The following is a 14,134-nucleotide window of genomic DNA, read 5'->3' on the forward strand; positions in this document are numbered from 1 at the left end:
TGGTTAACTAAGTCACGCAACCTTTGCTCAGACCGTATCGCTCCAAGGCAACGTTCTTTCCACTGATCAGGAACCTCTGGTAGGAGCGACCGTACAAATCAAAGGCACGCAATCAGCGGCATTGACGCAGCCCGATGGTTCTTTTCAGTTGAGCGTTCCGGCAGGTTCAACCATCCTACGGGTAAGCTATATCGGCTTTGAATCTCAGGAAATTACGCTAAACGGTCAGACGCGTTTAACCATCGAGCTTAAACCCGACAGCCGGCAGCTTAACGAACTGGTCATTACGGGTTATAGTACCCAAAATCGAAAAGACATTGTCGGTTCGATTGCAAAAATTTCCGGGGAAGAACTCAAAAACGTACCCGCCGCCAGTTTCAACCAACTCTTGCAGGGCAAGGTGACGGGAGTGCAGGTGCAGTCAAACTCCGGCGTACCCGGTGGGGGGATTACCTTTCGCATTCGGGGGAACAACTCCATCAACGCCTCCGTCGATCCTTTGTACGTCATTGATGGAGTGTTTGTAAGCACGAGTGAACCCATCCGTACGGGCCTGGGGCAGCAGCAGCAATCCAATCCCCTGGCCGACATCAATCCGGCTGATATTGAGAGTATTCAGGTCTTGAAAGATGCCAACGCTACTGCCATCTACGGTTCATTGGGAGCAAATGGAGTTGTGATCGTCACCACAAAACGGGGAAGTCTGAACAGTCGGGCTAAAATCACCGCCAATGTGTCGCACGGCTGGTCGTCCGCCATTAAAAAATTTAAAGCTACCACCGGTCCCGAAACCGCCACGCTGGTCAACGAAGCCGTTCGAAATACGGCTCAGGATCGCGGTCTGGACCCTACTACGGTTGCACTGCCTTTTCCCAATCCCAGCACCGTGCCCACGTACGACCGCATTAGCGATCTGTTTCGGGTGGCTTCTACGTCCGCGTATGATCTTTCGGCTCAGGGTGGTACGGCCAAGAGTACCTATTTTGCGGGTTTTAGCTATCTCAAGCAGGAATCTATCGTCAAACCATCTGATTTTGAACGATATACCCTTCGTTTTAACTACGACAATTACTTAACCGACAAACTTAAGCTGGGCAATAGTATCAACGTGACGCGTTCGTTTCGCAACGTGAGTAGTAATGATAATAACCCCACGGGTGTCATCAACTCGGCTATTTTCCCACGTTCGTACCTGCCCATTTTCAACGAAGATGGCACCTACGCCCGATCGGGTAGTTTCGATAATCACCTGGCCCTGATCAATAATCTGAATAACCAGGCCGTCGGATGGCGGACCATTGGTAACGTATTTGCCGAATTACATATCCTGCCCGAACTGACCTTGCGAAGCAGCTGGAGTCTGGACAACACGGACATGTACGAAAACAACTACAGCAATACGCTCATTGCCGCCGGGATTGCCACCAAGGGAGCGGCGACTTCGTTTGAAACGAAAAACCTGATTTTCACCAATGAACAGATACTTACGTACATCAAATCTTTCGGGGAAAAGCATCGGATCAATGCACTAGTAGGAAATACGTTCAACCGGGTACTGAACGAAAGCACAAGTGCCTCGGGGCAGAACTTCGCCAGTAATGATCTGACGGCTATTTCGGTAGCCGCTACCACCACGGGCTCTTCTGGTCGGAGCCGGGCTACCTTGCTTAGTTTCTTCGGAAAGGCCAGTTACACCTATGACAATCGGTTTACATTCGATGCCAGTTTGCGGGCCGATGCCTCGTCCAAATTCGGGGCTGACCGCCGCTGGGGGTATTTCCCTTCGGGAGGGGTGGCCTGGAACGCTTCCCACGAATCATTTATTGAGGATTTAAACGTCTTTAGTGATCTGAAATTCAGAGCCAGTCTGGGTCTGAGTGGGAATCAAAACGGTATCGGGCCCTACGCCGCTCAAGGGTTGTGGTCGTCGGGAGCGAACTACCTCGATGCAGCGGGTATTGCTCCTTCGCAGCTCGAAAACCGACAACTTACCTGGGAAACAACCCGTCAGGTCGATATTGGTACGGAGTTCAGCTTTTTCAAAAACCGACTCAGTTTTGTGGTGGATTACTACAACAAGTACACCTACGATCTGCTGCTGAACGTTCCCGTACCCTCACGTTCCGGTTTTACGACGTATTTACAGAACTACGGAGCGGTTCGTAACAAAGGCGTTGAGTTTTCGATTCATTCCGAAAATTTCGCGGGATCGGACTTTCGCTGGTCCACGGATTTCAATATCTCCTTCAACCAGAATCGCATTGAAAAACTGGCCTCGGATATTGCTCAGGGAGCTTCGGGTCGGAACATTTCCATTCTGCGGCAGGGCTACTCCGTCAACTCGTTTCAACTGTACAAACAGCTTTACGTCGATCCACAAACGGGAAATGCCGTGTATGAAGACGTGAATAAAGATGGACTGATTACCTCCGCGGATCGGCAAATAGTAGGCAATGCCCTGCCGCGTTTTACGGGCGGACTCACCAACACGCTCTCGTACAAACGATTTGATCTGAACGTTCTCTTTTACTTCCAGCAGGGAAACAAAATCATGAGTATGCATGATTTCTTCCTGGTCCACGGAGGTACGCAGAATTTCATCGGCTTTATTCCCCGGCAACTCGAACGCTGGCAAAAACCGGGTGACGTTACGGACATTCCCCGGATGACGACTTACAGTGGCGACCCTACTGTCAACGGCGGAGCAGCTAATAATTATAGCGGAAACGTGACCAATCAGAGTACCCGGTATTTGCTCGATGGCTCGTTCATTCGGCTGCGAAACGTATCCCTGAGCTATACGCTACCGGATGCGATTACCCGCCGAGCCCGTTTGTCGGTCGTACGGGCCTACGTACAAATTGCCAACCTACTCACCTTCACCCGCTATTCCGGACTTGATCCGGAAGTGAACTCGCAAAGTAATAACCAGAACACGTCGGGCTACGACTGGGCAACGGTACCCCAGCCCCGAACGGTACAGGCCGGTTTGAGTGTCACATTATAATCTTCGATTCATGAAACGATATATCCTTGCGGCTGTACTGACGGCCAGCCTGATTTCCTGCGACAAATACCTGGACGAAACGCCCAATAATGCCCTCCCCGCCGCTACGGCCATTCGGGATGCGGGTACGGCTCGGGCCGCCATTAATGGGGCGTATTCCCGCGTGCAGAGCTACTACGCCAGCGGTTATCCCACGCTGGGCACGATTACGACGGACAATGTCATTTTTAACGGAACGCTGAGTCAGTACCTACAACTGGATCAGAATGCCGTTACACCGGATAATGCCATTACGCTGGATGTCTACCAGAGCATTTATCGGGCGATCAATACAGTCAATAGCATCATCGCTTACGTTCCGGCCATCAACGATCCTAATCTGGGCAGTACGGAAAAAAATACCATTCTGGGCGAAGCCTATTTCATTCGTGCTCTGAGCTACTTCGACCTGGGTCGGGCATGGGGTGTGGGTACAGTTACAACTGACGCCAACTACTACGCTGGATGGACTGAAGGGCATCAAACGCAGTACGCTCACGCAGACGTACGATCAGGTACTGGCTGATTTGACCAAAGCCGAAGAGTTGCTGGCCGAAGATGCCACGACCCGGAACCGGGCTCAGAAAAGTACGGCCCGTGCCTTGCGGGCTCGGGTGCATCTGTACCGCAAGGAATGGGCGGAAGCTGAAACGTACGCCAGTCAGGTGATTGGCAATACGAAATATGCCTTAGTGAAGCCATACAAAACCTTTTTTACGTCGCCGTTTTTGAGTCAGGAGTCGGTTTTTGAACTGAGCTTTTCTACCAATAATCGAAATAGTTACTGGAATTTATGGTACCCCAGTTCGCTCGGTGGACAGTATACCTTGAAACCTTCGGCCACGATCGTGGAGAAATTGAATAACCCAGCAATTGGCGGCAGTCGCAAAGCTCTGCTGGCGGGTACGGGTAACAACGTATACGGTGTGCTCTACAATACCTCGGCGACGAGTACGGATCCTTCCTACGTCATTCGTATTGCCGAGTTATATCTGATACGGGCCGAAGCACGGGCTCAGCAAAACAAGCTTACCGAAGCTTTAGCGGATCTGAACACGGTACGTAGTCGGGCGGATGTTGCGGCAGCTACCACGAGTACGAAAGAGGCTTTACTGTTGGCTATTGAGGAAGAAAATAACGTCGAATTCGCTTTTGAGGCCCACCGCTGGTTCGATCTGGTACGTACGGGCCGCACCGGTGCCGTGTTGGGCCTGACCAACTCGCAATACTGGGTATTTCCCTTTCCGTACCAGGATGTCTTGTCTGATCCGGATCTGGAGCAAAATCCAGGGTATTGATCTGGGTGGCGTATGGTTGGCAGTTGGTCTCGTCTGTAGAGTTATTGGTTGTTCGTTGAAAGTTGTTTCGTGAATAGTTGCATAATCAAATTAAGCTCAGTATCAGCCATCTAAGACTGACAGCTAAGCCAGTTGTGCGTTCTGTCTAAGGTTAGTTAATCCAGTAGTAGGCGTTTGGATACCTGATTACAAAGACGCTGAAATCAAAAGAAAAATCCTTCATTCACCTCGTATTCCTTTTCCCAATGAACCAACGATTGCTACTCGTTCTCTTTCTTCTGCTAGCCAGTTCTTCACTGTGGGCTCAGCAGTCGTATTACTTCCCGAATACGGGTACGTTTGATTCCCGCATTCCTAGTCCTGAGCAGTTCCTGGGTTATCCGATTGGAACGCATTACACCCGTCACGACCAGATCGTTGCGTACTTCAAAGAACTCGAACGTACCTCCAATGGCAAGGCTCACGTGCAGGTCATTGGCAAGAGTTACGAAGAACGGCCACAGATCATACTGACGGTTACGGCTCCGGAGAATTACAGTAATCTGGAAAAGATTCGCCAGAAACACCTCACCGTCACTGACCCAGCTCAACCTAATCTGACCAAGGCCGATCCGGTAATCGTGCTGCTGGGCTACAGCGTACACGGAGCCGAAACGTCCGGTGGCGAAGCGGCCCTGCTGACGGCGTATTATCTGGTAGCCAACCAAAGTGCTGAAACGGCTCAGTATCTCAAGGAGGCGGTCATTCTGATCGATCCTGCACAAAATCCTGATGGTCGCGACCGGGCGGCCAACTGGCATAACATGTACAAGTCGTTTCCACCGGTATCCGATCCGGCGGATCTGGAACACCTCCAGGGTTTTCCCGGGGGCCGCGTCAACCACTATTTTACGGATTTGAACCGCGACTGGCTGAGTGCCGAGCAGATTGAAAGCAAGAACCGGGTCGATTTCTCGCATCAGTGGTATCCTAATGTGCACATCGATTTTCACGAAATGGGTACGAATAGCACGTATTATTTCGAACCTACGCCAGCGGGTCACCAGAGTCCATTATTACCGCAGTCTTCCTATGATTTCAATGCGACGCTGGCTAAGTACCACGCCGAAGCCCTCGACAAGATTGGCTCATTGTATTTTACCAAAGAAAGCTTCGATAACCTGTCGCCCATTTACGGTTCGACGTATCCTGATTTCTACGGAGCCGTTGGTGTAACCTTCGAGCAGGGCAGTTCGCGGGGACTGGTGCAGGAAAGTACGTCCGGTCCAGTTACGTTTCCATTCACGATTCGTAATCACCTGGTAACGGGTCTGGCTACGCTAAAGGGGGCTTTGGCCGAAAAAGAAAATCTATTCAAACTCCAGAAGGACTTTTTCAAATCGGCCGTTACTCAGGGCAAGGCTAACCCAGCCAAGGCGTTTGTCTTCGGCGACAGTCGCGATGTTTCGCTGACGAATAAGCTGTTATCGCTGGTGTTACGGCACCGTCTGAAGGTGTATGCTCTGAATGCTGACGTAACCGCCGATGGTAAAAAATTCGAGAAGGGAAAAGCCTACGTGGTTCCCGCCGAGCAACCCTTTTTCCGAATCGTACACTCCTTGTTTGAAGAAACCCCAAAACTGAAAGACAGTACGTTCTACGATAACACGTCGTGGTCGGTTGTACACGCGTATGGTATCCAACAGGCAAAACTCAACTCGGTACCTTCGCTAGGACAGGCCGTTACCGCCGTGCCGACCGTGCAGGGAGGTGTAGCGGGTGGTAAGGCTCAGTTGGCGTACTTGCTCAACTGGTCGGAATACAATGCTTCACGGGCTTTGTATTCCCTGCTTTCACAGGGAGTACTGGTAAAGACCTCGCTGAAACCTTTCACTAGTCAGACTGCTACGGGGCCGCAGAAATTCAGTTACGGCTCGTTGGTGATTCCGGTCGCTGGTCAAAAAATCAGTTCGGATAGTCTATACCGGGCGGTAGAAGAAGCGTCGCGTCGCTCCAACCTGACCTTTGCAACCACTTCTACGGGTTTTAGTCTGGAAGGCATTGACCTGGGAAGTAATAACATTCTGCCGGTACGTAAACCCGAAGTGGCCCTCATCACCGGCGTAACGTCGGGACTAGCCGAAGCGGGTCAGGTCTGGTTTCTGTTGAATGAACACCTGCAATTGCCCGTCAGTAAGCTGGATCCGCAAAGTCTGGAACGCGTTTCGCTGGATCGTTATCAGGTGCTGGTGTTACCCAACGGAACGTACCGCGAGTGGAGCAAGCCAACCGTCGATGCCTTGAAAGCCTGGGTAAGCCGGGGTGGTACGCTGATTACCTTCCGCACCGCTTCGGAATGGGCCATCGGCCAGGGTTTTGCGAAAGAACGCGTGTTTGTCGATTCTTCGGCTACGCGTCGCAATGCGTCCGTAACCCGCGTTGATTACGCTACCCGGGCCGAAACGGAGGCTCCGCGACGTATTAACGGAGGGATTTTCCAGGCGGACATCGACATCACGAATCCCATTGCGTTCGGTCTGAACGATCGGAAAATTTTCTTCACGAAAACGGGCAATACAATCCTGTTACCCAGCAAAGACAAGTATGCAACGGTGGCCAAGTACCTGCCTTTCTCGTACATCAGTGGTTACGTTTCCAAGGAGAATGTAGCTAAAATCAATAATACGGCATCAATTCTGGTTGGACAACTCGGTCAGGGGAAAGTCATCCTGTTCGCCGAAGACCCCACTTATCGCCACTACTGGCATGGGACGAATCGGCTGTTTCTGAATGCTCTTTTTTACGGAAATCTGATTCAGTTACAGTCGGCTTTTCTGGGAGCTGCTGAGGAGTAATTCAATAGTTTGACCTGAATAGTTTATGAAGCCGTTGTCGGAACTCCGATGACGGCTTTTTTCACTGGTACAGGTTCACTGGTGCAGGTTTCCAAACCTGTACCTACCATTGGGCAGTTTCCAACTGCCTTTGCGTTTTCCCCGCATTGCATACGGGGCTATGGATGTTGAACCCCTCCGGGGTTGGCGAATCGGATATGCAAGTTTGCATGAGATAGCCATTTAACTCCAGCGGGCATTCGATTAGCCATAGATGCCTCTCATGATTAATGCCCAACGTTATATTTCAATAAACATATCCCGTCCGCCAGTCGTTATATTCAAACGGAAATAACGATTCATGAAATACACTCTACTTTTTACCTTCTTCCTGACTAGTGCAGTGCTCCAGGCACAGACCCGTCTTGATAGTCTTCGGTCGGATACGTCCCGTAATCTTCAGGAGCTGGTGATTACTGCCTCGCGGGTGCCCGAACGGCTGTTGCAGTCGCCGCTCAGTATTGAGTTACTCAATGCCCGCCAGATTCGGTACTCGGCTCAACCCTCGTATTACGACGCGATTGAAAATCTGAAGGGGGTGCAGCTACTCACCTCCAGCTTAGGTTTTAAAGTCTACAACACCCGGGGCTTTGCCAACCCAACCAACGTACGCTTTGTGCAGCTGGTGGACGGAATGGACAATCAGGCACCGCACATCGGATCTCCCATTGCCAGTGCTCTGGCCCCTTCGGATCTGGATATTGAACGGGTAGAAATTGTACCGGGAGCGGCTTCGGCCTTGTACGGACTCAGTGCTTTGAACGGTTTGGCCCAGCTCATTACCAAAGATCCATTCACTTCACCCGGACTAAGCATTGGTCAGAAAACGGGAGTCAATCACGTCGGAGAATCGCAGGTTTCACCCCAACTTTATACTGAAACCAGTCTGCGATACGCCCAGCCTTTGAGCAATCGGTTTGCCTTCAAGATCAACCTTACCTACCAGCAGGGGTACGACTGGATCGCTCGCGACGCTGCCGACCTGAATCCGAACGCCAATGCCTCGCTTGGTTTGACGGGTATGAATAATCCCGGAAGTGATCGGGTCAATCAGTACGGCGATGAATCCGCCAATCGGCGTACGCTGACGCTGGGCGGCAAGAAGTACGTAGTCTCGCGGACGGGCTATTTCGAAAATGATATTACCGATTTACGACTTCGAAACCTACGGGGCGACGTGGCTTTGTATTGGCGGTTGAAACCCGGCTGGACGCTTTCATACCATTACAAAGCCGCCACGCTCAACAACGTATACCAGCGAACCAATCGCTTTCGACTGGAAAATTACCGACTCAGTCAGCAGGGACTGGTACTGGAATCACCAGCCTTGTTAGTGCGATTGTACCGCACCGCCGAAAACACGGGCGATTCCTACAACATCCGTTCAATGGCGGAAAATATGGATCGTTCGTTCAAATCCGATGATCGCTGGTTCAGTGACTTTTCCAGTCAGTTTACCGCAGCCACGCAAGCCGGGCAAAGCGTAGGTCAGGCCCTGCAACAGGCTCGCACTCAGGCCGATCAGGGGCGGATACAACCGGGTACCCCAGCTTTTGATGCGGAAGTCAGTCGTTTGCGGGCCATCAATAACTGGGATATTGGGGCGGCTCTGCAGGTAAAATCCTGGCTGTACCACGGGGAAGCTCAAGTGGAAGTCAGTCGTCTGCTGGGCCCTAAATTTCAGGAAAAAACCAGGCTTCATCTCCTAGCTGGAGGTGATTTTAGGCAGTACGTAGTCTTTCCCGATGGTAACTATTTTATCAATCCGGATGGTACGGATCGGAATCTCCAGTATCGCAAAGCGGGCGGATTTGTACAGGCTTCGCGGACGTTCTGGGGTGAACGGTTAAAGTTAACCGGCTCCCTGCGACTCGATAAAAATCAGTACTTTACGCCGCGACTGAATCCCTTGGTAACGGCCGTTTTTTCGCCCGCGGCCGAACAGTATGTACGAGCTTCGTACCAGACGGGCTATCGATACCCGTCGCTGTTCGAAGCTTTTTCCAACGTTAATTCGGGCGGGGTGAAACGGGTAGGAGGACTGAAGGTGATGTCGCAGGGCATTTTTGAACGTTCCTATTTCCGTACCTCCATCGATGCGTTTCAGACGGCAATCAATACCGACGTCAACACCCATCAACTGACTACCGAACAGGCTATTCAGAAAAACAAAGGCTTACTACGGAAAAACACCTATACCTACCTGCAACCCGAACAGGTGAACAGTCTGGAAGTGGGGTATCGGGGCCTGTTTTTCAAAAAACGTCTATACATCGACGTTGATTTTTACTACAACGTGTATCGGAATTTCATCGCTCAGGTCGAAGCTAACATTCCAAAGAAATCCAATACTGATTCACTGGCTTATTACCTGGCCGACCGAACCCAACAGGACCGCTATCGGCTCTGGACCAACTCAAAAACCCGGGTTTATAATTACGGCTCCAGCGTAGGAATTCGGTATGCCCTGATACGTGAATGGACCGTAACGGGAAATGCCTCGCTGGCTCGCCTGGACCGGACGGATCAGGGAGACGGGCTCGAAGAAGCTTTCAATACGCCCCAATGGATTACTAATGTTGGGTTGGCAAATCCAACCTTGTGGAAGTCATTCGGTTTTTCAGTGAATTATAAATACCAAAGTGCTTTTCTCTGGCAATCGTCCCTGGCAACGGGGCAGGTGCCCGCCATTCATACGTTCGATGCTCAGGTGAGCTATGATTTCTCCTGGTTGCTGGTAAAAGTAGGAGGTACGAACGTGTTTAACCGCCCGTACACCACCTTCAAGGCTGGCCCCGGTGTGGGAGGATTGTATTACACTTCGCTCGTATTAAAAGCCTGGTAATTAAAACGTAGTAAACGATGGAATAGGAATTTTTTGTAGTAGAAGAAACTATCTACGTTATGCAGACAAAACCGATCACCCCCAACCAGCACGGTACCATTGACTATGCCTTTAGCGTAATCCAGACCGTAACGCCTACGCTGCTTGAGTTGCCTAAACCAACCCAGCATGTATACCAGATACTGGGCCTGAGTTTTCTGACTGTCAACGCGTTGACGGATACAGACGTTGCTGCAAAACCCGTACTGACGTTCAAACAACATCAGCGGGCTGATGCTGCTTTTCTGGCTGGATTAGCTCTGCTGACATTGAGCCGCCCCATCCGTACACACAAGCGGACGCTAGCTTTTCACCTGGGCTTTCTGGCTTTGGCTATTACACATTATGTATTGACAGACTACGACAGTGGTTCCGGTTCGTAACGCAATAACTATTCGTCTAGTGATGAGTTGAACGGGTGTCAGAGAGAAGATAAAAAGCCTTCTGTCCGGCACCCGTTTACACCTATTAGTCAACTAACGCACCTGTTCTACAGGCAAGTAAATGCGAAAGGTGGCCCCTTGACCCGGCTGACTTTCCGCTGTGATGGCTCCACCATGATTCCGAACTACCTTTTCACAAATGGCCAGGCCGATACCCGTTCCGGGGTATTCACTTTTGCCGTGTAATCGCTGGAAGACCTGAAAAATTCGTTGACTATATTGTTCATCAAAGCCAATGCCGTTATCTGCGATCGTGATGCAAGCATACGCTTCGGCCATTCGGGCCGGTTGCACATCCTGCGGAAGCTCATCCAGCCATAATTGGGTTGAATGCATGCGAATGGCAGGAGCCAGTTGTGGCTGACGAAACTTCAGTGCATTACTCAGGATATTCTGGAAAAGTTGTCCAAGCTGAAGGATATCACCCCGAACCATGGGTAAGGGCTCCAGACGAATGGAGGCTTTCGACTCCTGGATCCTCAGTTCCAAGTCTGAAAGTACCGTTTTCAGGATTTCCGTCAGGGAGACAAGTTCGGTAAACTCCTGGTTCGAAGAAAGTCTGGATAAGGTCAGTAAGTCGCTAATCAGCAGGGACATACGTTGGGAGGCAACCTGCATCCGTTTCAGATAGGTCACGCCATCGCCCAACTGACTGCTGTAACGACTCATCAGAATATCGCCGAACTGCTGTACTTTCCGCAACGGTTCCTGCAAGTCATGGGAGGCAATGTAGGCAAACTGTTCCAGGTTTTCGTTGGAGCGGGTGAAGAGTACGTTCGACTCCTCCAGTTCTTCGTTGCTGCTTTCCAGTTGCTCATTGATAGAAGCCAGCTCTTCATTTGCCGCCGCCAGTTCTTCCGTTCGTTGCTGAACCAGCTGTTCCAACGCTCGCTGGGTTTCCCGTTGTTGCGTAACATCCTGAGCCGTTCCCGCGAGTTTATAGGGTTTGCCCTGAGCATCGTGGTACACTCTGGCCTGAGCGTGAATGGTCCGCTGGTAGCCCGTATGCCGATGCGTAATGACGTTCTCGTTTTCGTAATACCCCGAACCTGCAATCACCGCATCAATTTGATCCCTGACTGCGTTTCGGTATTCTTCCGGTACTAGCTCGTAAACTTCTTCGGGGTAGGCACTGAGTTCGGCCAGGCCCATCCAGTCCCGTAATCGTTCCGAATAAGTAAATTTTCCGCTTTCCATATCCATACTCCAGGTGGCCAGTTGAGCCAGTTCAATAGCTCCCCGTAAACTTTCTTCGGCTTCCTGAATCTGCTGGCGAGCCTGAGCTACCGGCGTTACGTCAGCGGCAATGTCCAGAATGGCGTACACCTGACCGTGGGCATCAAACAGAGGGCTGTAAATGATGTTGTACAGATTATGAGTCATCACGCCGTCCTGTACGATGTTTACCTGAGTCTCATAACTCTGGTACATGTTACCCGTCGTATAGACATCATCAAGAATTTGCAGGAAAGGCTGGTTGTCCAGTTCCGGCATGACCTCCCGAAGCGGCTTTCCCACAATGTTCGGACCTTTCCCAACAATATCAATGAAAGCCTGATTGGGCAGTTCCACCAGCAGATCGCGTCCCACAAATAAGCCAATCGCTACGGGAGCCGTAGCAATCAGTGCTTTTAGCCGGGCTTCACTGGCTTCTACCGCTTTGCGGGCCTGTACCTGAGCCGTGACATCAATGCCCACAACGAGGACACCCGTGATTTCCCCTTCATCATTGCGTTGGGGCTGATAGGTGAAATCCAGATACAGCGTTTCTATTTCCTCAGAATTAGATACGTATACGGCTACTTCTCTGGTTACCAGGGATTGCCGGGTTTGAATGACTTGTTCCAGAATCTGTTCAAAACCCCGATCCAGGAGCTCGGGCATGGCCTCGCGTAAGGGTTTTCCTAATAGCGTTTCCGACGAACGGCTAATCAGCCGAGTATAGTAGGGATTGACCATCTGGTACGTCCATTCCTCTTTATCCAGCAGTGCAACAGCGATGGGTGAGTGTTCCAGCAGCGTTTTGAAAGCTTGCCGTACAGGCATGATGGGTAGCCGATCCTGAGGAATGACTTCTACCAAACCCGCTATGGAAGAGCCGATTCGACTGGCTCGTAACCGAATCCAGCGGTTGGTCAACACATTGCGGCACTGTATATCCAGAGATGAAGCGAGACTTTCATCTTGAAAAACGGATTGGACCCGCTTCTGATCTGACTTGCCCAGCGTCTGCAACCAGGCTTCGTACGGAAGTTCGGTGCTGAGGGCAAAGCCAAAAAGCTCCTGACTAACGGCATCACAGCGAAGAAGCCCTTGCCCGGAATCATAGACCCAGGTACCGACTCCATGCGTCTGTAAAAGAAGTTTCAACCGCTCATCGTCCGCGGCGGGTAAGTGGGAAAATGGCTTAGGGGATTCCGCCATGTTTTAATCCGTTTATGTACGGTATTGTAACTCGGCTATTCCTAAAAGGTTGGATATAAACGGATAATAATCAACTTCTCTGTTTTAATGCGACCATAAAGAACGAATTTATTCATGAAATGGATGGTAGTATAGCCCGTACAACAAAAAGCTCGGTAAGGCAGTAAAGACGGCGGAACTCACTACAATGACGGTGTTTATACGGTTAAGGGCTTAGCCCATACACCCAACGCCGCCGTTCGCTGAGCATAATGGTCGAAATCAATGGCCGGGCGGCCCAATACCCGTTCTACGTCAGGAGTCAGCGAGGCATTGCGACCGTCGAGTACTTCACTGAACAGATACGCGAGTAAGGCTACCAGTTCCGGCGGCGTACCCTGTTCCTGCAAAGCGGCTAGGTACGAGTCCAGTGGAATCGTTTCGTAGGTGATTGATCGGTCGGCGTAGCGGGCAATCGTCTGAACGGCCTCGGCGAAGGTCAGCAGGCGAGGACCCGTCAATTCATACACGCGTCCCGTGTGTTGGGGCTGCGTCAGAGCGGCTACGGCTACTTCGGCAATGTCCTCGGCATCAATGAATGGTTCCCGAACGTCCGCTACGGGCAACACCATTTGCCCCTGCTGTATACCTTCCAGAAAAAAACTTTCGCTAAAATTTTGATGAAACCAGCTGCTCGTAACACGGTCCATTCCACGCCAGCGTTCATGACGATTTGTTCGCATCGTTCAGCGGCTTCTTCTCCCCGGCCGGATAGAATAACGAGTCGACGAACCCCCGCCTGCACGGCCTTTTCCACAAACGAATGAATGCTATCAAATGCTTCGGGAATGGCCAGATCGGGCTGAAAGCTGATGTACACGACTTCCACGCCATTGAGTACGGCGGGCCAGGTAGTTGGGTCATACCAGTCAAAGGCGGGCTGATTATGACGTGATCCGATTCGTACGGGAAAACCCTGATTCTGAAGTCGTTCAACGATCCGGTGACCGGTTTTGCCGGTTCCTCCCAGCACGAGAATAGGATTGCTAATGTGCATGTTTGTAGCGTTTACGAGTGAAAAGCTTCCTCGGTGAGAAGCTGTTTCAAAAGTATCCCACTGAAAAACGCGGCACTAGAACAAAACCGACACTAGAAGGGTGAACTCGAAAAATTACCGAGAATCTGTT

Annotated in this window: 8 protein-coding genes and 1 pseudogene; 6 read left to right on the top strand and 3 right to left on the bottom strand. The window is 51.0% G+C overall.

From position 1 onward, the window contains the following. Positions 1-49 precede the first annotated feature (49 nt). The 6 genes and pseudogenes from BWI97_RS24545 to BWI97_RS24570 form a co-directional block, all read left to right on the top strand. Positions 50-3,007 (top strand): annotated as a pseudogene (locus BWI97_RS24545) (SusC/RagA family TonB-linked outer membrane protein); the annotation flags it as partial. A gap of 10 nt (positions 3,008-3,017) precedes the next feature. After that, positions 3,018-3,572: a RagB/SusD family nutrient uptake outer membrane protein gene (locus tag BWI97_RS24550; RefSeq protein ID WP_102203198.1), complete on the top strand. Its 555-nt coding sequence runs from the start codon at positions 3,018-3,020 to the stop codon at positions 3,570-3,572. Next, a complete protein-coding gene (locus tag BWI97_RS24555) occupies positions 3,472-4,344 on the top strand; it encodes a RagB/SusD family nutrient uptake outer membrane protein (protein WP_102203199.1) in 873 nt (290 codons plus the stop codon). Before BWI97_RS24550 ends, BWI97_RS24555 begins: the two co-directional genes overlap by 101 nt. Positions 4,345-4,589: 245 nt before the next feature. Next, the gene (locus BWI97_RS24560) at positions 4,590-7,178 is read left to right on the top strand and encodes a M14 family metallopeptidase (RefSeq protein WP_102203200.1); all 2,589 of its coding nucleotides are present in this window, start codon (positions 4,590-4,592) and stop codon (positions 7,176-7,178) included. Between the two features lie 340 nt (positions 7,179-7,518). Further along, positions 7,519-10,062: a TonB-dependent siderophore receptor gene (locus BWI97_RS24565; RefSeq protein ID WP_102203201.1), complete on the top strand. Its 2,544-nt coding sequence runs from the start codon at positions 7,519-7,521 to the stop codon at positions 10,060-10,062. Positions 10,063-10,121: 59 nt separating this feature from the next. Next, positions 10,122-10,484 carry a hypothetical protein gene (locus tag BWI97_RS24570; protein WP_102203202.1) on the top strand — a complete coding sequence of 121 codons (363 nt, stop codon included), beginning with the start codon at positions 10,122-10,124 and terminating at the stop codon, positions 10,482-10,484. 93 nt (positions 10,485-10,577) lie between these two features. Here the strand turns inward: BWI97_RS24570 and BWI97_RS24575 are convergent, their stop codons facing one another. From BWI97_RS24575 to BWI97_RS28585, 3 genes are all read right to left on the bottom strand, one after another. After that, positions 10,578-12,968, bottom strand: a complete 2,391-nt coding sequence (locus tag BWI97_RS24575; RefSeq protein ID WP_102203203.1) for a PAS domain-containing protein — start codon at positions 12,966-12,968, stop codon at positions 10,578-10,580. A 197-nt stretch (positions 12,969-13,165) separates the two neighbouring features. Continuing rightward, positions 13,166-13,579 (bottom strand): hypothetical protein, encoded by a 414-nt coding sequence (locus BWI97_RS28580; RefSeq protein ID WP_233208008.1) that lies wholly within the window; start codon positions 13,577-13,579, stop codon positions 13,166-13,168. Further along, entirely contained in the window at positions 13,564-14,004 is a 441-nt protein-coding gene (locus BWI97_RS28585; RefSeq protein ID WP_233208009.1) for an SDR family oxidoreductase, read from the bottom strand. Before BWI97_RS28585 ends, BWI97_RS28580 begins: the two co-directional genes overlap by 16 nt. Positions 14,005-14,134 lie beyond the last annotated feature (130 nt).

The sequence above is a fragment of the Siphonobacter sp. BAB-5405 genome, from assembly GCF_002872335.1.
Lineage (GTDB): Bacteria > Bacteroidota > Bacteroidia > Cytophagales > Spirosomataceae > Siphonobacter.

Coding starts and splice junctions, on each gene's coding strand:
- BWI97_RS24550 (WP_102203198.1), top strand. CDS start 3,018: ATGAAACGATATATCCTTGCGGCTGTACTGACGGCCAGCCTGATTTCC.
- BWI97_RS24560 (WP_102203200.1), top strand. CDS start 4,590: ATGAACCAACGATTGCTACTCGTTCTCTTTCTTCTGCTAGCCAGTTCT.
- BWI97_RS24565 (WP_102203201.1), top strand. CDS start 7,519: ATGAAATACACTCTACTTTTTACCTTCTTCCTGACTAGTGCAGTGCTC.
- BWI97_RS24570 (WP_102203202.1), top strand. CDS start 10,122: ATGCAGACAAAACCGATCACCCCCAACCAGCACGGTACCATTGACTAT.
- BWI97_RS24575 (WP_102203203.1), bottom strand. CDS start 12,968: ATGGCGGAATCCCCTAAGCCATTTTCCCACTTACCCGCCGCGGACGAT.
- BWI97_RS28580 (WP_233208008.1), bottom strand. CDS start 13,579: ATGGTGTTGCCCGTAGCGGACGTTCGGGAACCATTCATTGATGCCGAG.
- BWI97_RS28585 (WP_233208009.1), bottom strand. CDS start 14,004: ATGCACATTAGCAATCCTATTCTCGTGCTGGGAGGAACCGGCAAAACC.